General features: G+C 46.4%; 17 protein-coding genes and 3 tRNA genes. 14 read left to right on the top strand and 6 right to left on the bottom strand.

Translation table 11 applies throughout. The annotated features are described in order from the left end of the window. Nucleotides 1–2121 precede the first annotated feature (2121 nt). The gene (locus ACFOE0_RS06785) at nucleotides 2122–2514 is read right to left on the bottom strand and encodes a hypothetical protein (RefSeq protein WP_248934897.1); all 393 of its coding nucleotides are present in this window, start codon (nucleotides 2512–2514) and stop codon (nucleotides 2122–2124) included. A gap of 61 nt (nucleotides 2515–2575) precedes the next feature. After that, nucleotides 2576–2812: a hypothetical protein gene (locus tag ACFOE0_RS06790; RefSeq protein WP_248934896.1), complete on the bottom strand. Its 237-nt coding sequence runs from the start codon at nucleotides 2810–2812 to the stop codon at nucleotides 2576–2578. A 329-nt stretch (nucleotides 2813–3141) separates the two neighbouring features. Between ACFOE0_RS06790 and ACFOE0_RS06795 the strand changes: the two genes are divergently transcribed. Then, nucleotides 3142–3567: a hypothetical protein gene (locus ACFOE0_RS06795; protein WP_248934895.1), complete on the top strand. Its 426-nt coding sequence runs from the start codon at nucleotides 3142–3144 to the stop codon at nucleotides 3565–3567. Next, entirely contained in the window at nucleotides 3564–3824 is a 261-nt protein-coding gene (locus ACFOE0_RS06800; RefSeq protein ID WP_248934894.1) for a hypothetical protein, read from the top strand. Before ACFOE0_RS06795 ends, ACFOE0_RS06800 begins: the two co-directional genes overlap by 4 nt. A 258-nt stretch (nucleotides 3825–4082) precedes the next feature. Here ACFOE0_RS06800 and ACFOE0_RS06805 read toward each other — a convergent pair whose 3' ends face one another. Next, nucleotides 4083–4220, bottom strand: a complete 138-nt coding sequence (locus tag ACFOE0_RS06805; protein ID WP_248934893.1) for a hypothetical protein — start codon at nucleotides 4218–4220, stop codon at nucleotides 4083–4085. 110 nt (nucleotides 4221–4330) lie between these two features. Here ACFOE0_RS06805 and miaE (ACFOE0_RS06810) point away from each other — a divergent pair, with 110 nt between their 5' ends. Together miaE (ACFOE0_RS06810) and miaE (ACFOE0_RS06815) are read left to right on the top strand one after the other, a co-directional pair. Beyond that, nucleotides 4331–5086, top strand: coding sequence for a tRNA isopentenyl-2-thiomethyl-A-37 hydroxylase MiaE (gene miaE, locus ACFOE0_RS06810; protein ID WP_248934892.1), 756 nt, complete (start codon nucleotides 4331–4333; stop codon nucleotides 5084–5086). 241 nt (nucleotides 5087–5327) lie between these two features. After that, a complete protein-coding gene (gene miaE / locus ACFOE0_RS06815) occupies nucleotides 5328–6011 on the top strand; it encodes a tRNA isopentenyl-2-thiomethyl-A-37 hydroxylase MiaE (RefSeq protein ID WP_248934891.1) in 684 nt (227 codons plus the stop codon). Between the two features lie 51 nt (nucleotides 6012–6062). On the opposite strand, the gene ACFOE0_RS06820 is transcribed toward miaE (ACFOE0_RS06815), so the two are convergent. Then, entirely contained in the window at nucleotides 6063–6776 is a 714-nt protein-coding gene (locus ACFOE0_RS06820; RefSeq protein ID WP_248934890.1) for a UDP-2,3-diacylglucosamine diphosphatase, read from the bottom strand. Between the two features lie 9 nt (nucleotides 6777–6785). Then, complete coding sequence (locus ACFOE0_RS06825; RefSeq protein WP_115135613.1) at nucleotides 6786–7280, bottom strand: peptidylprolyl isomerase; 495 nt, start codon at nucleotides 7278–7280, stop codon at nucleotides 6786–6788. A 681-nt stretch (nucleotides 7281–7961) separates the two neighbouring features. Here ACFOE0_RS06825 and ACFOE0_RS06830 point away from each other — a divergent pair. Together ACFOE0_RS06830 and cysS are read left to right on the top strand one after the other, a co-directional pair. Beyond that, nucleotides 7962–10937, top strand: coding sequence for a hypothetical protein (locus ACFOE0_RS06830; RefSeq protein WP_248934889.1), 2976 nt, complete (start codon nucleotides 7962–7964; stop codon nucleotides 10935–10937). A gap of 600 nt (nucleotides 10938–11537) precedes the next feature. After that, nucleotides 11538–12917, top strand: coding sequence for a cysteine--tRNA ligase (gene cysS / locus ACFOE0_RS06835; RefSeq protein WP_248934888.1), 1380 nt, complete (start codon nucleotides 11538–11540; stop codon nucleotides 12915–12917). Nucleotides 12918–13050: 133 nt separating this feature from the next. Here cysS and folD read toward each other — a convergent pair whose 3' ends face one another. Continuing rightward, entirely contained in the window at nucleotides 13051–13911 is an 861-nt protein-coding gene (gene folD, locus ACFOE0_RS06840; RefSeq protein ID WP_248934887.1) for a bifunctional methylenetetrahydrofolate dehydrogenase/methenyltetrahydrofolate cyclohydrolase FolD, read from the bottom strand. A 296-nt stretch (nucleotides 13912–14207) separates the two neighbouring features. On the opposite strand from folD, the gene ACFOE0_RS06845 reads away from it, so the two are divergent. The 8 genes from ACFOE0_RS06845 (at nucleotide 14208) to ACFOE0_RS06880 (ending at nucleotide 21157) form a co-directional block, all read left to right on the top strand. Then, nucleotides 14208–14284: transfer RNA gene (locus tag ACFOE0_RS06845), tRNA-Pro, on the top strand. Nucleotides 14285–14352: 68 nt separating this feature from the next. Beyond that, nucleotides 14353–14429: transfer RNA gene (locus ACFOE0_RS06850), tRNA-Arg, on the top strand. Nucleotides 14430–14438: 9 nt separating this feature from the next. Further along, nucleotides 14439–14514, top strand: a tRNA-His gene (locus tag ACFOE0_RS06855). Nucleotides 14515–14770: 256 nt separating this feature from the next. Next, on the top strand, nucleotides 14771–16075 hold the full coding sequence (gene tig, locus ACFOE0_RS06860; RefSeq protein WP_248934886.1) for a trigger factor: 1305 nt from the start codon (nucleotides 14771–14773) through the stop codon (nucleotides 16073–16075). Nucleotides 16076–16166: 91 nt separating this feature from the next. Beyond that, nucleotides 16167–16778, top strand: coding sequence for an ATP-dependent Clp endopeptidase proteolytic subunit ClpP (gene clpP, locus ACFOE0_RS06865; RefSeq protein ID WP_115135609.1), 612 nt, complete (start codon nucleotides 16167–16169; stop codon nucleotides 16776–16778). 86 nt (nucleotides 16779–16864) lie between these two features. Next, complete coding sequence (clpX, locus tag ACFOE0_RS06870; RefSeq protein ID WP_115135608.1) at nucleotides 16865–18142, top strand: ATP-dependent protease ATP-binding subunit ClpX; 1278 nt, start codon at nucleotides 16865–16867, stop codon at nucleotides 18140–18142. 129 nt (nucleotides 18143–18271) lie between these two features. Beyond that, complete coding sequence (gene lon / locus ACFOE0_RS06875) at nucleotides 18272–20629, top strand: endopeptidase La (protein WP_248934885.1); 2358 nt, start codon at nucleotides 18272–18274, stop codon at nucleotides 20627–20629. A gap of 240 nt (nucleotides 20630–20869) precedes the next feature. Beyond that, nucleotides 20870–21157: an HU family DNA-binding protein gene (locus tag ACFOE0_RS06880; RefSeq protein ID WP_346347855.1), complete on the top strand. Its 288-nt coding sequence runs from the start codon at nucleotides 20870–20872 to the stop codon at nucleotides 21155–21157. Nucleotide 21158 lies beyond the last annotated feature (1 nt).

A 21158-nucleotide genomic window follows, 5' to 3' on the forward strand; every position in this document is an offset into this window, starting at 1 on the left:
GGGTTTGAAAAGTACTAAGGATTCATAGGTGAAAATAAAGAGAAAGTATAGATGATGGGTTATGGATAAAGTTATTTTAAAACATTGTCACCCGCTGACTCTTCATTAGAACAAGTTGGTAGAGGTTCTGTTTTTGAAGCTATTGTTGGAGCACACTTGGATTCAGAGGTTATGTTGCAGGTGCTGCTGGTCCTTGGCTTAAGGAACTGATTATATATTATCTTAAAGCGCAAAATAGACGTAATAGCTGCATTATAAATAATGAGGGAAGAACGATGGGTTTTGGGTTAGGCTTGTTTTTATTGTTATTCCAGTGTCTATCATTCTTTTAATGTTTACCCAAGATGTATGTAGCTTTATCAGTGGCATATTAGGGGTGGATTTTTTACCAGACAATTCGATTTTATTGTATTTGATAATTGTATATGGAGTAACAGCTAAAGATATAAAAAACTCACGCTGGAGAAAGTAGTGTTATTATGCGTGTTGCCATTTACGCAGTCAGGGGGTAAGCCTTCTTTTAAAGCACAGTGAAAGTAGAGATTAAATGCCGAACAGTAGTATTGGGTTTGACTAGATTTGAAACCATTTTTTGAAAGATTAATAGTTATCCGCTTTGATGTTTGTGATTATGATGCTTGTGCTTGCTTTCGAGAAATAGGCTCGATCCGATTTGCAGGTGGGGACAGTAATCTATATGGGTATGTGTTGGGAGATCTGGTGCAGTTTATTGATCCTAAAGGACTTTATCTCTGGGGAGTAAATGGGGGCTAGGCTTTACAGTTTTGAACCGCCACTTCTCAATATCTTTGTCTTTAGCTTTTGACCACGAAGGAACAGCGCAAGTGACTTTATCCCCTGAATATGGAATTAGTTCAGCAAAATTTGCTAACGGAGGATTTGTAAGAGGAATGTGGGGGGGGAGACCGTCACTGTTGAAAGGTTAAAGGGGCCTGGGGGCTCTTTTAGAGCAAATGTAGGACCAGTAAGTTATTCTGCTACAGCACCAGGCTGTGGTGATGGGGTTGAATTTATATATAAAGGATTGGACTTTGATACTGCAATACACGAGTTTGGAGTGGCTAGAGGCTCTAATAAAGCAGAGGCCGTCTTTAGTATCCCTGTCGGTACTTACGGTGCAAGCACCAATATATTAGGGGGTTTTGGTGGATATCTAGGACGCTCTATTTACAATTGGACCCATTAACATATGTTTTTTAATGTCTTTATTATTGTTTTTTATTGCGTGGGTCATAGTCGATTATAAGCTTTCACGTAAAGGATTAATAGGTAACCTGAACCAGCTGTATGAGACTGAAATCGAGCTCATTGGTAGTGATAAGTTTAGGGGAGGTTTACACTAGGTTATTTAAGTGCGCCTCGACCAATAACAAAAATGGAGTATGTTAACTGGTTATATATCAGACCGGTTCAGAGTGGCCTTTACATAAAGAGTTCTGAATTTTGGCCGACTATATTTAGAATTCAACTACTGATCCCATGGAGTGACATCGTATATGGTGGCATCAAAGGTGGGATACTAAAGAAAAAACATCAATTCAATATCATAAGCTGTGATTGCTTTTTTCTAATAGATGATGCCATTTTTATCGAGTCTAAATGTTTTATGACAGGTGTATGAATTAATGAGACACCATAAATATTTCTAAATTTTTTGATTTTTTTCCAGTGAGTGATGTAATGGACGTCCCCTCAACAAATGTCGTCTTCATGCGCTAAAATTAGTATGACAAAGCGAATTCGCTAGAAAAGAGTCCATCACATCATTGTGCAACGACAGGGCAACGCGGCAATAAATGTGCAGCAGAACTAATAATTGTTGCTTTTCTTACAAACAAAACCGCCATTATCTCCCTCGGATTGGCATTTAGAGTAGGGGTTACCTGCAATTGGTTTAAGATACCAACAGAATAGCGTGAGGATAAAGCTAACCACAGAGTTTGAGTGGTTTAAAGACCCTACCGAAAGCCAGCAACATGACATGCTGGCACTCCCTGCTGGCAATGATTTGGTATAGGTAATCCTTGATAGCTCAGTTTTATCTTGATTGAATAAGCGAGCCTTGCGGCCCGCCAGTAGTTGATACTCAAGCTCATAACGTCAGCATTCAAGCTGGAGTATCGCTTCAGCCAGGTGGTTTTCAGCTGCTTCAATGTAGATGGATGGTGGCAGACCAAACACCTGCTCAAAGTCTTCGCTGAAAAACTCACAAAAGGCAGAAATTTCATCCAGGTAGAGATACAACACAGCTTTCATCTCATCACCTGATAGGTATTGGCTTTCAAGCTCAGGCGTATCAGCCAGCATGGCTTTGCTGATACTAATCCCTAACTGTTGGCCTTGGCAGTCGCGGTGAAGATAGATGTAACGCCCAAACCCCAGTAACAATTCACCTTCAGTATTCACCGAGGTTTCTGCCAGTAGCATTACTGTGTGATGGTCCTGCCAGGGGCTTTTGGATGGACGTTTGTATACCCGTATCAATGGATTCATGATGGCTTCCTTAGTTAATTAGTGAGGTCCTCACAGCTAACTAAGCTCTGGGTAGGAGTATTTATGCCTGCTCCAGAAACCCTTGTACAAATTCCACTGCCATTTCCGGGATACAGTCCTCCTTGGACATGGCGCGCTTGAGAAGCATCATTAAGATCTGCTGTTCAATATCATCATCTGGCTCATCAACACCGGGCATGACCATCTCTTTCGAAACGATAGTGTGCATGACCGACAGTGCCTGCTCCAATTTGGCCAGACGTGCGTGATAGGGTTTGGTGGTTGCTTCTGCTTGCATAGTTCTCTCCTGATTGGTTGTCTTCAGGAGTAACTAGGTTTTGAGTTAGCAAAAAATTGCGTATAACAAATGAGCCACGTTCCTATCGATAATAGGGAGTTCGTGTCGTCGATTTTGAGGTTTATCACAAATTGAAGGGCTTTTGTTTGCTGGACCTTAGCTAAAAGTTACAACATCCTGATGTTGTTGATGTGAGCTCATTTGAATAGAAAATGATTCAAAGTCTCTGACATAACGAATTAGTCAGTTCAGATAGTTCTGAGAAATAAGCTTTAGTTACCTACCAAATAAAGTATGAAAACATGTATCCCAATGGAATCTGTTACACCTTGATAAACTATGAAAAAGCGAGAGCACGAAAACAAAAAGCTGAGGAAATTATTAAGCAAGCAAAATTGAACTGTAAAAATCACGGGGTGGCGTTTACATATGTTAATGAAGAAACAGATGATTTGTTGCTACACAGTGTTGGATATCAGAATGACGAACCATTCCTGAACGTGTTAATCCGTGTACATTCTGAAGAAGAAGGCCTAGAAGTAAAAGCTAGGTGGCTCAAGATTCATAACTTTCAAGCTAATGAACTAACGGTTAGATATAGGGATGAAATGGATTGGGAAGACATAAGAGGAAACTATGTTGAAGAAGTGTTTGAGCTATTTCCGCAGTGGGAAGTCGTATCTACGAGAGAGGGCCAGCGGCCCAGTTGGGAACCTGAACTCAATTTCGAAGATATGGTGGGGTATGACCTATGACAAACAGCCTAAAGTCAATGAAGAAGCTTTACAAAACGAGTGCGTTAATGATGGCGGGGCTTGAACAGTGGGCTGAAGACTGTTTGGTTAAAGAGGAAAATAAAAGGAAGGAGTCTGAGCTTGAATTAAAAGAATGGTGTGCTGATAGAGAGCGTATACTGGCACAGAGAGTTGTTGAGCACGAAAGACGACCAAGACCAAGCAACGAAGCACTTGAAGCGTTAAAAAGAAGAATTGAGGAAAAGGACAGTAAATAGCTTTCTTATACTGTTGATATCATCCAGTTGTCACAAAGTGATGGACGTCCCTCCCCAAACAACGCCACACTGCACCAGCAGTAGTCATGCAAAGCTAGTTTACTAGGAAGGGCTTCAGTTTTAATTAACTTCCGGGTAGTTACTAGTTTTCAAGTTGAGGTGTATCCGCTAGCAAGGCTCTTATGATAATGAATTCTGTTTTTCTGCGTAGGCTTTCGCTCTGAAGATACATGTATCATAAAGTTCCGAAATCTAAACCTAGTATGTGTCTACTGAGGAGTCATCAACACCGGGCATAACCATCTCTTTCGAGACGATAGTGTGCATGACCGACAGCGCCTGCTCCAATTTGGCCAGACGTGCGTGATAGGGTTTGGTGGTTGCTTCTGCTTGCATAATTTTCCCCTAACTGGTTGTCTTCAGGAGTAACTAGGCACGGGGAAGGGGAATGGAGGGGATTACCGTGGTAGAATTTTGGGCATGAACAAATGCCTTTTAGAGATTTGATGGTGGACGAATTACTTAAGCCTATTAGTAGTTTTTTGATGTGCGAAACCCCGGATAAATGGGTAGCCGAAGCATCGAGAAAAGAAAATCTTCCAGTGGTTTTACTGGATCACCTGATGTGTGAATTGAAGGCTGCTCAGAGTGCGCTTTACTTGATTCGCAAATACGCAGTCGATAAAGAGAGTGGTGACGCCTTACTAGCCTGGATGAAGCCCTATGAGGACTTTACGTATAGAAAGTTGGGTGAATGGCATGAACTGAGCAAATTCAATTCAGTGAGTAAATCCATGCTTCCAAAATCTGGAACGCCTTATGGGCAGGATCTGATAGATAAAATGGTCATGCTGATCAAAGAGGAGTTGCATCACTTTTATCAGGTTCTTGAGATCATGGATGAGTTTGGTATTTCATTTGATAACATTCGTTCGAGCCGTTATGCAAAGGGCTTGCTCTCTCATGTCACCACTCATGAACCGGATACCTTAATCGATAAGCTCATTTGTGGTGCTTACATTGAAGCCAGATCCTGTGAGCGGTTTGCAAAACTGGCTCCTCATGTAGATAAGCGATTAGGGGATTTTTATGTGTCGCTGCTACGTTCAGAAGCTCGCCACTACCAGGACTACTTGTCCTTGGCCACAGATATTGCCGGTAAAGATATCTCTGTGCGAGTAGCCTTTTTTGGTGAGATAGAAGCTAACCTTATTTCTTCACCTGACCCAGATTTTAAATTTCATAGCGGCTTGCCGGTTTAGCAATTTCTATATCCTTTTTCATATTGGCCCTTCTTTTTCAGAAGGGCTTTTTGATCTCTGGTCACTGTGACCTTCAAGTTTCTATTCTAGTACTCATCAAGCTCCTCGCTAACGATACTTTGCTCAACAGAGCTAAGGCACAGCTATTTGTGCCAGCTGCCATTATCCCTACTTTTAGGTGATGTATTTGTTCTGGCCTTACCTTAGGTTGGAGCCTTATGAGGGAGCTTTTAATTAATTTTTGCACATTGTTTACTTTAGCGAGCTTAAGGCTGCGCAGACGGCTTTGTTTCTGGTCCGTAAATACGCAGTTGACAAAGCCAGTGCTGAGCAGGTGCTGGCCTGGGCTCGTCCTTATGAAGAGTTTGTCTACCACAACGACAGGGATATGGCGGCCTTTCTAAACCGGGATCTCGCCAAAGCTGATTTGAAACTCGATTTACAGCCCAAAGCTGGCGTTTTGTGGGGCGAAGAGTTGATAACTAAGATGGTGAGGCTGGTTAAAGAGGAGTTTCACCACTTTGAGCAGGTGCTGGAGATAATGCACGAGCGTGGCATCGCCTATCAGAATATTCGGGCGGGACGTTACGCCAGAGGGTTGATGAAACATGTCATTACCCATGAACCTCAAACTCTGGTGGACCGACTCATCGTCGGAGCTTTTATTGAAGCCCGTTCCTGTGAACGTTTCGCCGCATTAGCGCCATACATGGATGCCGAGTTGGAGAAATTTTATGTCTCTTTGCTGCGTTCAGAGGCGAGACATTATCAGGATTATCTGAAACTTGCCGAGATGGTGGCGGGCACTGATATTTCGTCCAGGGTTGCTTTTTGGCGTGAGAAAGAAGCGGAGTTGATCTGCGGCGATGACCCCGAGTTCCGGTTTCACAGCGGCGTGCCTTTGGTTGAAGAAAAGGTGGCTTGAGTTATCAAGCCACTGCGCTCAGCGGCTGTTTATCCTGAAGATAACCACCCATTACCTAAGACTTAAGGTGCTGAGTTCAGCTCCCTCAGGGGTCAGGGTCAATACGCTGCCTTGAGTGTACCAATCCCCGACAACCAAACGGCTTCTGTGATTTTCAAGAGAGTGCAGTTTTGGCCTGTGGGTGTGGCCATGGATCATCTGTACCGCTCCGGTGCTATCCAGCAACTCAACGACGGCGGAGGGTTCTACATCCATAATCTCATAGCTTTTGCTCTTATTATCCCGCTTACTCTTACCTCGCAGGTCGGCTGCAATTTGCAGGCGTTTGCTTTTGGGGAGTTTAGAGTAGATCCAGCGAAATAAAGGTACTGAGCGGAAGCGGCGGAATCTCTGATACGCCTTATCCAGTGTGCACAGGCTGTCACCATGCAGTATCACAGTTTGCTTGCCGTACAGTTCTGTCAGGAACACCTCCGGCAGCAGTTGCATACCGGCAAGCTTTGCAAATTGCTTACCCAACATAAAGTCACGGTTACCATGAATAAAGTAGACAGGCAGCTTTTCTGATACTGACTTGATATGCCTGGCTACATCCAGAGCGAAAGGTTCGGCAATATCGTCGCCAACCCAAACTTCGAACAGGTCACCAACAATATACAGCGACTCGGTATCTGCGGGCAGATGGTCGAGAAAGTTGATAAATGCCTGGGTGATATCAGGGCGATCTGCACTCAGGTGCAAATCGCCAATTATAAGGGTGCGCATCCGGGAAAATTATTCCTCGATGGTCACGCTTTGGATTACCACATTCTCTACCGGTACATCCTGATGCATGCCGTGGTTACGGGTATCGACACCTTTAATGGCATTAACCACATCCATACCTTCAACCACTTCTGCAAACACACAGTAGCCCCAACCCTGCATGGTTTCATTGCGGAAATCCAGGAAGGTGTTGTCGTTAACGTTGATAAAGAACTGGCAGGTCGCTGAGTGAGGATCTGAGGTACGGGCCATAGCCAGGGTTCCAACCTTGTTGGACAGACCGTTATTGGCTTCATTTTTGATGGCGCCACGGGTTGGCTTTTGTACCATCTTCTTGGTGAAACCGCCGCCCTGAATCATGAACCCGTCGATCACACGATGGAAAATGGTGCCATCAAAGAAGCCGTCTGCAGCATACTTAATGAAGTTTTCAACGGTTGCCGGTGCTTCTTCGGTAAACATCTTGATTTTGATATCACCGTGGTTGGTGTGCAAAGTAATCATATTTAAATACTCGGTTACTGCTGGTTATTGGTGGCGGATTCTATCTTATCGCCTGCAAAGCTCAAAGTATGATGCGCGGTGATGCGGCCTTTTTATTGACTCTGCCTTGATACTCTGTCGCCGATAAGATTGATTTCACCAACGCATTATCAGCGATTTTAGCGTTTTGAAAGCTGGCGTCACCGAAGCCAATTTTCCGCTATCGTCATTGGAAACAAAGCTGGTAGGGCTACGCAATAAGTATCGGCACTAATCGATCGATTGAACAGCACGTTACGGTAAGAGACGGTGCCGTCTGTATCACTACCGGTTGCAGCAAGCTGATTGTTGAGAACTGTGCAAAGGCTGCACGCATGCTTAACCAAATATAGGCAATGTCTCTATCCAAAGCAGACATATATTGCGTTAATTTACCAAGCATTAGTGCAAGCTATTTGCGACAGAGATACCTAAGTTGCTTTTGACCAGGCTAAAACCAATATGACCCCAATGACATCTGATGCTTTTGTCTGAGAAACCAGCTGTTCAAAAATCATTATTCACTGGTGTAGCCCGGGCTGGTTATTTGGGAAAACAGGCAAACGCGATAGTACCTAAGTATGAAATTGTTGTTTTCTTGATATAGATCATAGTGTTGTCATGGTATCTTTGCGCAAAAAAGTCAATAACAAAGAGGTCACCATGATTTCCTCCTGCCGTGCTGCGCTATTTCTATTCGCTTCCTTGCTGTTAACAGGTTGCCCTTCAGGTAATTCAGAATCAGACAATCTACCCCCAGAAGTTCAGCTTTTAGTTGAGAAATCAGAGTTTCAGGAAGGCGATAGGATATCTCTTGTTGCTTCGGCCTCTGATGAAGATGGTGATGAGCTTCAGGTTTCTTGGAGTCTACTCGATGCTCCTTCTCAGGTTTCGCTGGAAAAGAGTAGTGACTATGAGGCGCAGCTAATTTTAACCGGGCCATTAGAGCAAACCGCCTTAGTGACTGTTCAGGTTAGTGTCTCAGATGGAACGAATGAGTCTTCCCAGCAGGCTCAAATTACAATCGCACAGAATTTACCACCAAAAATCAATTACGACAGTGCGACCTATAGCTTTCAACAGGGCGAAGCGCTAACTTTCCCTGTCTCTATATCCGATAGCGATAGTGACGATTTAACCATAATTTGGGAGTTGGTCGGTTCTCCTGAAGGCTACACAATTTCGGCCCAGGACGGTATAGCGACGCTGACCATACCTAATGGGATAGAGCAAACTGTGAGCTTAACCGCCGTCCTGCAAGTGAGTGATGGCTACACTGAGCAGACTCAAGAGTTTTCCATCACTGTGACTCCCAATTTTGCCCCGGTGATCTCCGCTGACGCCGAGAGCTATAGTTTTCAGTTAGGGGAAGATTTAAGCTTTGCTGTTGCGGTCTCCGATAGCGACAGCAATAACTTGGCTATCTCATGGGCAATTAAAGACTCACCAGATGGATACGGCATTTCAAGTGCAAATGGTATTGTGGAGCTGACCGCGCCTGATGATATTGAACAGAGTGTCAGTTTGACAGTAGTACTGCAGGTTAGTGATGGTTATAACCCAGTGGCCAAAGAGTTCGCAATAACGCTACTACCCAAAGATATTGTTGAAGTTACTTTAGTCTACCCTCCTGCTAATGCGCTAACCGACGTAACCAGCACCACGATCAGAGGCACCAGTTCAGCAGAGTTATCGAGCTTAATGGTTAACGGAAAAGCCGTTACCAGCTCAGACAACTTTCTTAATTGGACCATCACCTTACCAATTGCTGAGTTAGAATCTTTAGAGCTTGTGCCTGAAACGAGCGTACTGGCTACTCAAACCGTTGAGTACCAGAACTTCTCCAGAACAGTCCAACACGCTAAGCCATTTTTAATTGAGCATGAGAGCATTACCGCATTTGGCGATATGGTTTATCTCGTCAACGAAAGTAATAAACAGATTGTTCAGCAAAATCTGCTAACAGATGAGCGACAAATCATTTACCGCGCGACGGAAGGTTTTGATTTTGAACCCGAGCAAGCCATTGTTGATGATGCTAATAACCGATTGGTGATGGCAGGTACCTTGGTTACCGATGTTGAGACATTCGGACTGGCTGTTGTGGCATTGGATCTGTCAAGTTTTACCACTAGCGTACTGTTCCAGGACATGCGCGGCGAAGCGTATAACTCCATTGCCTTTAATGGCGACACTAACAAACTGCTAATCCCCGACTGGCACTCCGATGGGACGATATTTGAAATTGATCTGATCAGTGGAGTGAAGTCCGCACTTTACAGTTCAAAAGCTGACTTTGGTATTTCTCTCGATAGAGGTTATAGGCTTAAATATCATAATGGCGATCTGCTCTGGGGAGATGTCGGCACGCCAAGGCTATATCGGATTGACCAAACAACGGACCAGATGACGCTAGTATGGCAGGCAAGTGATTATCAAGCTGATATTGATAGTTTGGATCTCTCTTTAAGGTTTTATCGAGACTTTCTCTACGATGAAGCGGCCAATAAACTGACCTTGGTACTTTACGAGGGCCTGATTACCTTTGACCTTAACCTATTAACTGTTGAGAGCTTCTCCGATTTTAGAAACCTAATATCTCCTTTTGAATTTGTTGAAAGCGCATATATTTCTGGTCGAGATGTGCATATTTGGGATCAAGATGTGCAGATGCTCATCACCTATAATTTAGATAGTGGCGAGTATGTTGCGACAGGTAATGACACTGTCAATATTAGTTTACCCCGCTCACCAAGAAGCATTGCTTTATCAAATGATGAAAAGTCGCTCTACTATAGTAGCCGTGAACTGCCCGCGATGTACCATTTTTCTGTAGACGCTGAGGATGATAGTGAACTGGAGACAGTATTCGACTTATCTATAAATAATGCTACAGATGGCCAGCCTGATTTTTACTTTAATCAGTATGTTCATATTAAACCTGACGAGTCTGGTTTTTATATGAATAAACCCTATAGTGATGGTGGGCTTTATTCATTTGATTTTGGTTCATTAAGTATCGAAGAAGTCGCCCCTGTCGCGGAAAATGAGTCTCAACTTGCCATCGATTTTGATGCAAACCAGGCTTATACCTATACAGATGTTACCTCTTACGACCATGATGCTGGTAAGTGGATTTATGAAATAGTCTGGAAAAAGATCGATATTGCTAACGGCGCTGTCACTGATTTGTCAACGAATCTGGATTATAGCGGTACAGAGTTTGAGTATCGGAATATAGATTCATTGACGCTGACACCCGATGGCCTGGCGTTAATTGCTGTAATCGATGATAACCTGCTCAAGATTGCGACCAGTGATGGGACATTGAGCTGGCTCTCTAAAGATAAGCTAATGCCAAATTTGTCATCAAATAGTATTCAGCATTTTATCTGGGCAAATGATGAGCTTGTTGCTCTTAATGCGAATGCCAACTCGGGCCTGTACAAAGTCGATCTGGTTACTGGTGAGTACACTGAGATATCTGGGAAGTTTGCCGGTAGTGGTGCAACCCCATTTGATTTTGATAGCGGGGTATACTCAGGCGCTTTACAGCAGTTTTTTGTCATTGATTATGATCTTGAAGCTATCTACGCTATCGATGAACTAACAGGTGAGCGCTTGATTATCCATAAGTAAAAGCTCACAAGTGATAAAAAAACATAAACAACAAAATAGCCGCCATAAGCGGCTATTTTTATGTTTATTAAGGGGGCCGTCTCACCCCTCAGTGCGTAGGACTTTGCTGTTTGGTAATTACACAGATTGCTGAACGAAGCCGGGCCCCACCTTTTCCGATTGCCGGGAACTTAGTGGTCTACATTTCGGGACAGCTATTTAACTTCTTCAGCACTGTTAAAATTGCTTGGAAAAACACAATTATTGGCAGTACTTGAACGGCGATAACTAAGCTGCCACAGCCAAGTAATTCAGACATTTTACTGCTCACAAGGCCACCAAACAAAAATGACGCCCCTGACGTTACGTTAAGCTATTTTGGGTGAAGCTTTTTTAGGCAAATTGAAAATGACTGATTAGCTAAACGATATCTGGGAGTTTTACGAGACAATTTTTAGTCCGAAACCCTCTGATGTGGGTCGGTATCGCGCGCTGGGGAAAAGCGGGGGACCTATGTGCGCCTGCACAGGATTCGTAAAGATATCAGATGCAAGCTCGCTTCGCCCCATGATAGACTGGCCTCCTGTTTTACATCCATAAGAATGGTTAAAGAGATACTCCATGTTGAAGATTTACAACAGCATCAGTCGTCAGAAAGAGGAATTCAAACCGATACATCCAGGTAAAGTGGGGATGTATGTGTGTGGCGTGACGATTTACGATCTGTGTCATATTGGCCACGGCCGTACTTTTGTTTCCTTCGACATGATAGTGCGCTACCTCAGGTACCTGGGTTTTGACGTTAACTTTCTGCGTAACATTACAGATGTAGACGACAAGATTATTAAGCGTGCCAATGAAAATGGCGAATCCTGTGATTCTCTGACAGAGCGTCTGATCGGCGAAATGCACAAGGACTTTGACGCCCTGAATATGCTGCGCCCGGACTTTGAACCGCGCGCCACTCTACATATTGCTGAAATCATCGAAATCGTTGAGCAGCTGATTGCCAAAGAGCATGCCTATGTGGCCGGTAACGGTGATGTGCTGTTTAGCGTGCCATCTTTCCCTGAGTACGGTCGTTTGTCTGGTCAGGACCTGGAACAACTGCAGGCTGGCGCCCGGGTTGAAGTGGATGAGCACAAGCGTAATCCGATGGATTTCGTACTGTGGAAAATGTCCAAACCAGGTGAGCCAACATGGGAATCTCCATGGGGACCGGGTCGTCCGGGCTGGCACATTGAGTGTAGTGCCATGAACAGCAAACATCTGGGTGTACATTTCGATATTCATGGTGGTGGCTCTGATTTGCAGTTCCCACACCATGAAAACGAGATTGCTCAGTCCTGCTGTGCTCACAATACGCCTTATGTGAACTACTGGATGCACACAGGTATGGTGATGGTGGATAAAGAGAAGATGTCCAAGTCTTTGGGTAACTTCTTCACCATCCGTGACGTGCTGGCACACTATGATGCCCAGACTGTGCGTTACTTCCTGCTGTCCGGCCATTACCGCAGCCAGCTGAACTACTCAGAAGATAACCTGAAGCAGGCTCGTGCATCGCTTGAGCGTATGTACACTGCGCTGAAAGGTCTTGATCTGACTGTAGAAGCCGCCGGTGCTGAGCAGTACATTGCCCGTTTCAAAGAGGCTATGAACGATGACTTCAACACTCCGGAAGCATACTCAGTACTGTTCGATATGGTGCGTGAGATTAACCGCCTGAAAGGTGAAGACCTGGCTGCAGCCTCTGCGCTGGGTGTTGCCATGAAGCAACTGGCAGATGTGCTGGGTATTCTGAGTCAAGACGTGGACGCCTTCTTCAAGGGTGATGGTAATGATGATGAAGTGGCTGAGATTGAAGCCCTGATCGTTGAGCGTAACCGTGCCCGGGCAGAGAAAGACTGGCCTGCCGCAGATGCTGCACGTGATCGTCTGAACGCGCTCAATGTGGTGCTTGAAGACGGTGCCAACGGTACTACCTGGCGCAAGAAGTAATTCAGCACGCTTCAGGTTAATCCCTTAAATAGAAACGCCGCGCACTTACCAAAGTGAGCGGCGTTTTTTTGTCTGTAGAGTGCAACTAATAAAAAAGCCGGCGGATGCCGGCTTTCATTGCGTTTATAGAAGGTTATCTGTGATCGTGAAAACGCTCAGCGGCATACAGAGTGTTTTCCAGTAAGCTGGCAATGGTCATAGGGCCTACACCGCCTGGCACAGGGGTAATAAATGAAGCTCTTTCCGCCGCCTCTTCAAATTGCACATCCCCAACCAGTTTCCCGCTGTCCAAACGGTTAATACCCACATCAATGACCACGGCACCAGGCTTAATCCACTCGCCTGGAATAAACCCAGGTTTGCCCACAGCAACAACCAGCAGGTCTGCACTGCGGACTTTGGCTTCCAGGTCTTTGGTGAAGCGGTGACATACCGTTGTAGTGCATCCGGCGAGCAGCAGTTCCAGTGACATGGGGCGGCCCACTATGTTTGAGGCGCCAACGATGACAGCATCCATACCATAAGTGTTAACGCCAGTGGACTTAATCAGGGTCATAATTCCCATTGGAGTGCAGGGGCGCAGCACGGGAATACGCTGGCAGAGGCGACCTACATTGTATGGATGGAAGCCATCAACATCCTTTTCCGGGTGAATGCGCTCCAGCACCTTGGCGGCATCAATGTGAGCGGGAAGGGGGAGCTGAACCAGAATGCCATTGATAGTGTCATCCTCGTTACACTGGTCAATCAGCGCCAGCAGGTCTTTTTCGCTGGTCTCGGCATCCAGATCAAAGGACTTGGAGACAAAGCCCACTTCTTCGCAAGCTTTGCGCTTGCTGCCCACATAGACCTGCGATGCAGGATCTGTGCCAACCAGGATTACTGCCAGGCCCGGCGCTCGCTTACCTGCGGCTTTGCGGTCAGACACCTTGGTGGCGACCTGTTGGCGAATATTTTGAGCAATGGCTTTGCCGTCGATGAGTTTGGCTGTCATGATTAATGCGTATCCTTAAACTGCTGGGCCCTGGAATTTGCGCGCTATTCTATCAGTGGTGCATTTGCCTGTCATGGCAATGACTTGGGCCCAGATAGAAAGCTGTGTTTGTGTCAGCGGCAAATTGCCCGTATTTTGTGCTTCACGGCTTTAAAGTCAGCAGGTTGCTTCAATATTCGCCATGTGGTGATGGCTGGCAAAAAAAACGTTGACGGCCATAGGGGTAGCAGATACTATGCGCTCCGTTCTCGGGAAGACAGCTGCACTGCAGTCGTAGGTGAGAATAAGTAATGTTTCGGTGATTAGCGCAGCCCGGTAGCGCATCTGCTTTGGGAGCAGAGGGTCAGAGGTTCGAATCCTCTATCACCGACCAGTTTCAAAAAAGACAATGCAGTTTGCGTTGTTTGTCGGACAGGATACAGAAGCAATTCTGTCGGTCATGCGCCCGTAGCTCAGTTGGATAGAGCATCCGCCTTCTAAGCGGATGGTCGCAGGTTCGAATCCTGCCGGGCGTACCATATTATGTGGTGGCTATAGCTCAGTTGGTAGAGCCCTGGATTGTGATTCCAGTTGTCGTGGGTTCGAGTCCCATTAGCCACCCCACTTCTTTAAAAAAGAAATAAAAAAAGCGACCTTAGGTCGCTTTTTTTATGCCTTGTAAACGCCGATTGCCCCTCGACTCTGAAAAAATCGCTGGCTATAATGTCGCGTCTTGATAATTAATCAGTATGAGCGACAGGTGCCGGAACTCAGTTCCGAAGGGCATTAGAGCGATAAATTTAGATCAAGAAACGAATACCTGAATAGTTGAAGCTCTCGACTATTACAAAGGACGTTAGACATATTTCGAGGTAAAACAATGCAAGTTTCTGTTGAAACAACTCAAGGTCTGGAGCGTCGCCTGACTATCTCCGTACCAGCCGAGCAAATCGAAAAGCTGGTTCAGGAAAACCTGAAGCAAGAAGCCAAGCGTGCTCGTCTGCCAGGTTTCCGTCCAGGTAAAGTACCTGCCAGCGTAATCGAAAAGCGTTACGGCGCAGCGATCCGTCAGGACGTAACCGGTCAGGTTATGCAGCGCAACTTCATCGAAGCTATCATCGCTGAAAAACTGAACCCAGCTGGCGCACCTACCTTTATCCCAGGTGAGACCAAAGACAACGCATTTGAGTTCGTGGCAACTTTCGAAGTTTACCCAGAAGTTGAACTGAAAGGCCTGGACGCAATCGAAGTTGAGCAGCCAGTTGCAACTGTAACTGATGCTGACGTTGACAGCATGATCGAAACTCTGCGTAAGCAACACGCACAGTACGATGCTGTAGAGCGTGAAGCTGCTGAAGGCGACAAGGTTAAAATCAACTTTGTTGGCTCTGTAGACGGCGAAGAGTTCGAAGGTGGCAAAGCTGAAGGCTTTGAACTGCAACTGGGCAGCGGCCGCATGATCCCTGGCTTCGAAGAAGGCATCAAGGGCCACAAAGCCGGTGACGAGTTCGAAATCGACGTAACCTTCCCAGAAGAGTACCACGCAGAAAACCTGAAAGGTAAAGCGGCCAAGTTCGCTATCACCCTGACAGAGGTTCTGGGGGCTAACCTGCCAGAAGTAAACGATGAGTTTGCCAAGCAGTTCGGTATCGCTGAAGAAGGCGTTGAAGGCCTGAAAGCTGAAATCCGTAAGAACATGGAGCGTGAACTGGCTCAGGCTCTGAAAGCCAACGTTAAAGAGCAGGTTATCGAAGGTCTGCTGACCAACAACGAAATCGATCTGCCTAAAGCGCTGATTGACGGCGAAGTAAACGTTCTGCGTCAGCAAGCTATGCAGCGTTTTGGTGGTCAGGGTGCCAACATGCCAGAACTGCCAGCTGAGCTGTTCACTGAACAAGCTGAGCGTCGCGTTAAAGTAGGTCTGCTGCTGGGTGAAGTGATCAAAGTAAACGAGCTGAAGGCTGATGAAGAGCGTGTAAACGCCCTGATCGAGTCAATGGCTTCTGCTTACGAAGATCCATCTGAAGTAGTTGCATACTACAACGGTAACGAAGAGCTGATGCAGAACATGCGCAACGTAGCTCTGGAAGAGCAGGCTGTTGAAGCTCTGCTGAACTCTGCAAAAGTAACTGATAAAGAAGTCGCTTTTGAAGAATTTATGAACAAGGCTACCGGTCGCGCATAAGCGAAACTTGACTTGTTCGGCCTCAGGCCATTTATAATGGTTCGTATGGGTTTTTCTCATGCGAACCATTTTCGTTTTTAGGGAAGGAAGAATGCAAAAAGCGCCAGAATCAGTACTTAACGCACTTGTACCTATGGTTGTCGAACAAACTGCCAAGGGCGAGCGCTCTTATGATATCTACTCCCGTCTGCTGAAAGAGCGGGTGATATTTTTGGTTGGCCAGGTGGAAGAGCACATGGCCAATCTTATTGTGGCGCAGTTGCTGTTTTTGGAATCAGAAAGTCCAGACAAGGATATCTATCTGTACATCAACTCGCCGGGTGGCAGTGTAACTGCTGGTATGGCGATCTATGACACTATGCAGTTTATTAAACCGCACGTCAGTACAGTGTGCATTGGTCAGGCCGCCAGCATGGGAGCATTTTTGCTCGCTGGTGGGGAAAAGGGCAAACGTCACTGTTTGCCGAACTCGCGTGTGATGATCCATCAACCGTTGGGTGGATTCCAGGGGCAGGCATCCGATATTGCCATTCACGCTCAGGAAATCCTTGGCATTAAACAGAAACTCAACCAGATGTTGGCAGACCACACAGGTCAGCCACTGGAAGTGGTCGAACGCGACACTGACCGTGACAATTTCATGAGTGCCGAACAGGCAGTGGAATACGGTTTGGTTGATTCTGTTCTCACCAAACGCAGCTGAATTTTGTTGTCGGCTGAGCTATGCTCAGATCATAGGTAAGACCGATAAACACTGGCAGTAAAGCAGGCTGCATAAGAGGTAGTAGAATGGGTGACAACAAAAGTAACGGTGATGGCGGAAAACTGCTGTACTGCTCGTTTTGCGGCAAAAGCCAGCATGAAGTGCGTAAGCTAATCGCCGGGCCTTCTGTGTACGTTTGTGACGAGTGTGTCGAGCTGTGTAATGACATTATTCGTGAAGAAATCAAAGAGATCTCGCCAAAGCGTGATCAAGACAAACTGCCAACACCGCATGAATTGCGTCAGCAACTGGACGATTATGTTATCGGTCAGGAGCAGGCGAAAAAAGTATTGTCTGTAGCGGTTTATAACCACTACAAACGCCTGAAAAACGCGTCCCCCAAAGATGGTGTGGAGCTGGGCAAGAGTAACATCCTGCTGATTGGCCCAACCGGTAGTGGTAAGACTCTGCTGGCCGAAACATTGGCCCGCAGTCTGAATGTACCTTTCACTATGGCTGACGCCACCACATTGACCGAAGCCGGTTATGTGGGTGAAGACGTAGAAAACATCATTCAGAAGTTGCTGCAGAAATGCGATTACGACGTTGAGAAAGCTCAGCGTGGTATCGTTTATATCGATGAGATTGACAAAATCAGTCGTAAGTCTGACAACCCTTCCATCACACGTGACGTGTCGGGTGAAGGTGTTCAGCAGGCACTGCTTAAGTTGATTGAAGGCACTATCGCTGCTGTACCTCCTCAGGGTGGCCGTAAGCATCCACAGCAAGAGTTTTTGCAGGTTGATACCTCCAAGATTCTGTTTATCTGTGGTGGTGCGTTTGCCGGTCTGGAGAAGGTGATTGAGCAGCGCAGTGAAAAAAGTTCAGGTATTGGATTCGGCGCTCAGGTTAAAGGCGAAAGCGATAAGAAGTCTGTCTCTGAGACTCTGATTGGCGTAGAACCAGAAGATCTGGTGAAGTATGGCCTGATCCCTGAGTTCATCGGTCGACTGCCTGTCGTTGCAACACTGCAGGAGCTGGACGAAGGTGCGCTGGTACAGATTCTGTCTGAGCCAAAGAATGCGTTGACCAAGCAGTATGCTGCTTTGCTGGATATGGAAGGCGTTGAACTTGAGTTTCGAGAAGATGCGCTCAAAGCCATCGCCCAAAAGGCGATGTCCCGCAAGACTGGTGCCCGTGGTTTGCGCTCAATTGTAGAGAGCATTCTGCTGGATACCATGTATGACCTGCCTTCCAGTGAAGGTGTATCCAAGGTTGTGGTTGATGAGTCTGTGGTTAAAGGTGAGTCCAGCCCGCTGCTGATGTATGAAAGCAGTGAGCCTCAGGCGGCTGGTGAGCAATAATTAGTCGTTTGTAATCATCATTTTAAAAAAGGAGCTCAATGAGCTCCTTTTTTTCGTATTAGCATTGAAACTGCGGGAATCGTCCCAATATACTCGTTATAACTTACCAAGTTGAGACGGAATCATACTATGACCTCAGAGCGTGATACGCATATAGAACTCCCCGTCCTGCCACTGCGGGATGTAGTGGTTTATCCACATATGGTTATTCCGTTATTTGTCGGAAGGGAAAAGTCTATCCGCTGTCTTGAAACTGCCATGGCTCAGGACAAGCAGATCATTCTGGTGGCTCAGCGCGATGCTGACCTTGATGAACCCACCAGTGACGACATTTTTGAAGTGGGTACAGTAGCTTCCATATTGCAGTTACTTAAGTTGCCGGATGGCACTGTAAAAGTACTGGTGGAAGGGGGACGTCGTGCCCGTATCAACCGCTACGTCAAAGAAGATGAGTTCTTTGTTGCTCAGGCTGAACTGCTCAGCAGTGAAGATATGGATGACAAAGAAGAAGAGGTGCTGGTGCGCAGCGCCATTGGTCAGTTTGAAGGCTATATCAAGCTGAACAAGAAGATTCCGCCCGAAGTACTGACCTCTCTGACAGGTATTGATGAAGCGGCACGGCTGGCAGATACCATGGCCGCCCATATGCCATTGAAGCTCGCTGACAAGCAGTCGGTGCTGGAGATGGTGAATGTTGCCGAGCGTCTCGAGTACCTGATGGCCATGATGGAAGCAGAAGTAGACCTGTTACAGGTTGAAAAACGCATCCGTACCCGGGTCAAGAAGCAGATGGAAAAGAGCCAGCGCGAGTACTATCTGAATGAGCAAATGAAAGCCATTCAGAAAGAGCTGGGCGATCTGGATGAAGGCCATGATGAATTTGAAGGCCTGGGCAAGAAGATTGAAGAAGCTGAAATGCCCGTCGAAGCCAAAGAGAAGGCGCAGGCCGAGCTGAACAAGCTGAAAATGATGTCTCCTATGTCTGCAGAAGCCACTGTAGTGCGCAGCTATGTAGATTGGATGACGTCTGTCCCGTGGAAGAAGCGTTCCAAAATCAAGCGTGATCTGGCCAAGGCGCAGGACACACTGGATATGGACCACTATGGTCTGGAAAAAGTTAAAGAGCGTATTCTGGAATACCTGGCAGTACAGACCCGGGTTAAGCAGCTGAAAGGCCCGATTCTGTGTTTGGTTGGCCCACCGGGTGTAGGTAAAACCTCTCTGGGGCAGTCTATCGCCAAGGCGACCGGTCGCAAGTATGTACGTGTTGCTTTGGGCGGCGTACGTGATGAAGCGGAAATCCGCGGTCACCGTCGTACCTATATCGGTTCAATGCCAGGCAAGATTATCCAGAAGATGGCAAAAGTGGGAGTCAAGAACCCGCTGTTCCTGCTCGACGAAATCGACAAGATGAGCAGCGATATGCGTGGTGACCCTGCATCAGCTCTGCTGGAAGTGCTGGATCCTGAGCAGAACTCCACCTTTAACGATCATTATCTGGAAGTGGACTACGACCTGTCCGACGTAATGTTCGTGGCAACCTCTAACTCCATGGATATTCCTGGCCCGCTGCTGGACCGTATGGAAGTGATCCGTCTGTCCGGTTATACCGAAGATGAGAAGCTGAACATTGCCAAGCAGCACCTGTTGCCAAAGCAGATTGAGCGTAATGGTTTGAAAGCCAGTGAGCTGGCGATGGATGACGGCTCAATCCTGGGAATCATTCGTTACTACACCCGCGAAGCCGGTGTTCGTGCGTTGGAACGCGAGCTGTCCAAGGTATGTCGCAAAGTGGTCAAACAGATCCTGCTGGATAAATCTATCAAGCAGGTCAGTGTGAACGAAGAGAACCTGAAGTCTTTCCTGGGTGTACAACGTTTTGACTTTGGCAAAGCAGAGAGCAAGAACCAGATTGGTCAGGTCACCGGCCTTGCCTGGACACAGGTTGGCGGTGATTTACTGACAATTGAGGCGACATCTGTTGCCGGTAAAGGTAAGCTGGCCTACACGGGTTCATTGGGTGATGTAATGCAGGAGTCCATTCAGGCGGCGATGACAGTTGTTCGTGCCCGCGCTGAACAGCTGGGTATCAACCCGGACTTCTACGAAAAACGCGACATCCATGTTCACGTACCTGAAGGTGCTACACCAAAAGATGGCCCATCTGCCGGTTGTGCAATGTGTACTGCTCTGGTGTCTACTTTGACCGGTAATCCGGTTAAAGCCGACGTCGCCATGACAGGTGAAATCACCCTGCGTGGTGAAGTTTTGCCCATCGGTGGACTGAAAGAAAAGTTGCTGGCTGCTCATCGAGGTGGTATCAAGCATGTGTTGATACCGAAAGAGAACGAGCGTGACCTGGAAGAAATTCCGGAAAATGTCATTGCAGATCTTAAAATTCATCCGGTTAAGTGGGTGGATGAAGTCCTGAAATTGGCGCTTGAGCGTCCAGTTGAAGGCTTTGAAGTGGTCAAAAACTTGGGATAACGCAAAAAAATGCCTTATCTCACTAAAAAAGTTAAAAAAAGGGCTTAACAAAGGCAAAAGCTGTGGTAGCCTAGATTCGTAGCGGGCCAGACCTCTCAAACCCTTGGGGGGACTGGCTTTGAGCGAATTAAAAATTAATTCTTTTGGTTTTGGTACAGGGCTTGAACTTTATTTTCAAGCTTGTTATAAAAGCCTCCGCAGACCGCTCTAGAGAAGGATTTGGTAGCGGCGCGAAATTACATTCAAGGGGATGACATGAACAAATCTGAACTAATCGAGAAAATCGCTACCGGTGCTGACATTTCCAAAGCTGCTGCTGGTCGTGCACTGGACTCTTTCATCGCTGCCGTGACCGAAGGTCTGAAGGATGGCGAGAAGATTTCTCTTGTTGGTTTTGGTACTTTCGAAGTTCGTCAGCGTGCAGAGCGCACTGGTCGCAATCCACAAACTGGTAAAGAAATCAAGATTGCAGCTGCTAACATTCCAGCATTCAAAGCTGGTAAAGCGCTGAAAGACGCCGTTAACTAAT

It is taken from the genome of Shewanella submarina (assembly GCF_042646185.1).
GTDB classification, from domain to species: domain Bacteria; phylum Pseudomonadota; class Gammaproteobacteria; order Enterobacterales; family Shewanellaceae; genus Shewanella; species Shewanella corallii.

Coding starts and splice junctions, on each gene's coding strand:
- ACFOE0_RS06785 (WP_248934897.1), bottom strand. CDS start 2,514: ATGAATCCATTGATACGGGTATACAAACGTCCATCCAAAAGCCCCTGG.
- ACFOE0_RS06805 (WP_248934893.1), bottom strand. CDS start 4,220: ATGCAAGCAGAAGCAACCACCAAACCCTATCACGCACGTCTGGCCAAA.
- ACFOE0_RS06790 (WP_248934896.1), bottom strand. CDS start 2,812: ATGCAAGCAGAAGCAACCACCAAACCCTATCACGCACGTCTGGCCAAA.
- ACFOE0_RS06825 (WP_115135613.1), bottom strand. CDS start 7,280: ATGATTACTTTGCACACCAACCACGGTGATATCAAAATCAAGATGTTT.
- cysS (WP_248934888.1), top strand. CDS start 11,538: ATGTTGAAGATTTACAACAGCATCAGTCGTCAGAAAGAGGAATTCAAA.
- ACFOE0_RS06800 (WP_248934894.1), top strand. CDS start 3,564: ATGACAAACAGCCTAAAGTCAATGAAGAAGCTTTACAAAACGAGTGCG.
- folD (WP_248934887.1), bottom strand. CDS start 13,911: ATGACAGCCAAACTCATCGACGGCAAAGCCATTGCTCAAAATATTCGC.
- lon (WP_248934885.1), top strand. CDS start 18,272: ATGACCTCAGAGCGTGATACGCATATAGAACTCCCCGTCCTGCCACTG.
- tig (WP_248934886.1), top strand. CDS start 14,771: ATGCAAGTTTCTGTTGAAACAACTCAAGGTCTGGAGCGTCGCCTGACT.
- clpX (WP_115135608.1), top strand. CDS start 16,865: ATGGGTGACAACAAAAGTAACGGTGATGGCGGAAAACTGCTGTACTGC.
- ACFOE0_RS06830 (WP_248934889.1), top strand. CDS start 7,962: ATGATTTCCTCCTGCCGTGCTGCGCTATTTCTATTCGCTTCCTTGCTG.
- miaE (WP_248934892.1), top strand. CDS start 4,331: ATGGTGGACGAATTACTTAAGCCTATTAGTAGTTTTTTGATGTGCGAA.
- clpP (WP_115135609.1), top strand. CDS start 16,167: ATGCAAAAAGCGCCAGAATCAGTACTTAACGCACTTGTACCTATGGTT.
- ACFOE0_RS06820 (WP_248934890.1), bottom strand. CDS start 6,776: ATGCGCACCCTTATAATTGGCGATTTGCACCTGAGTGCAGATCGCCCT.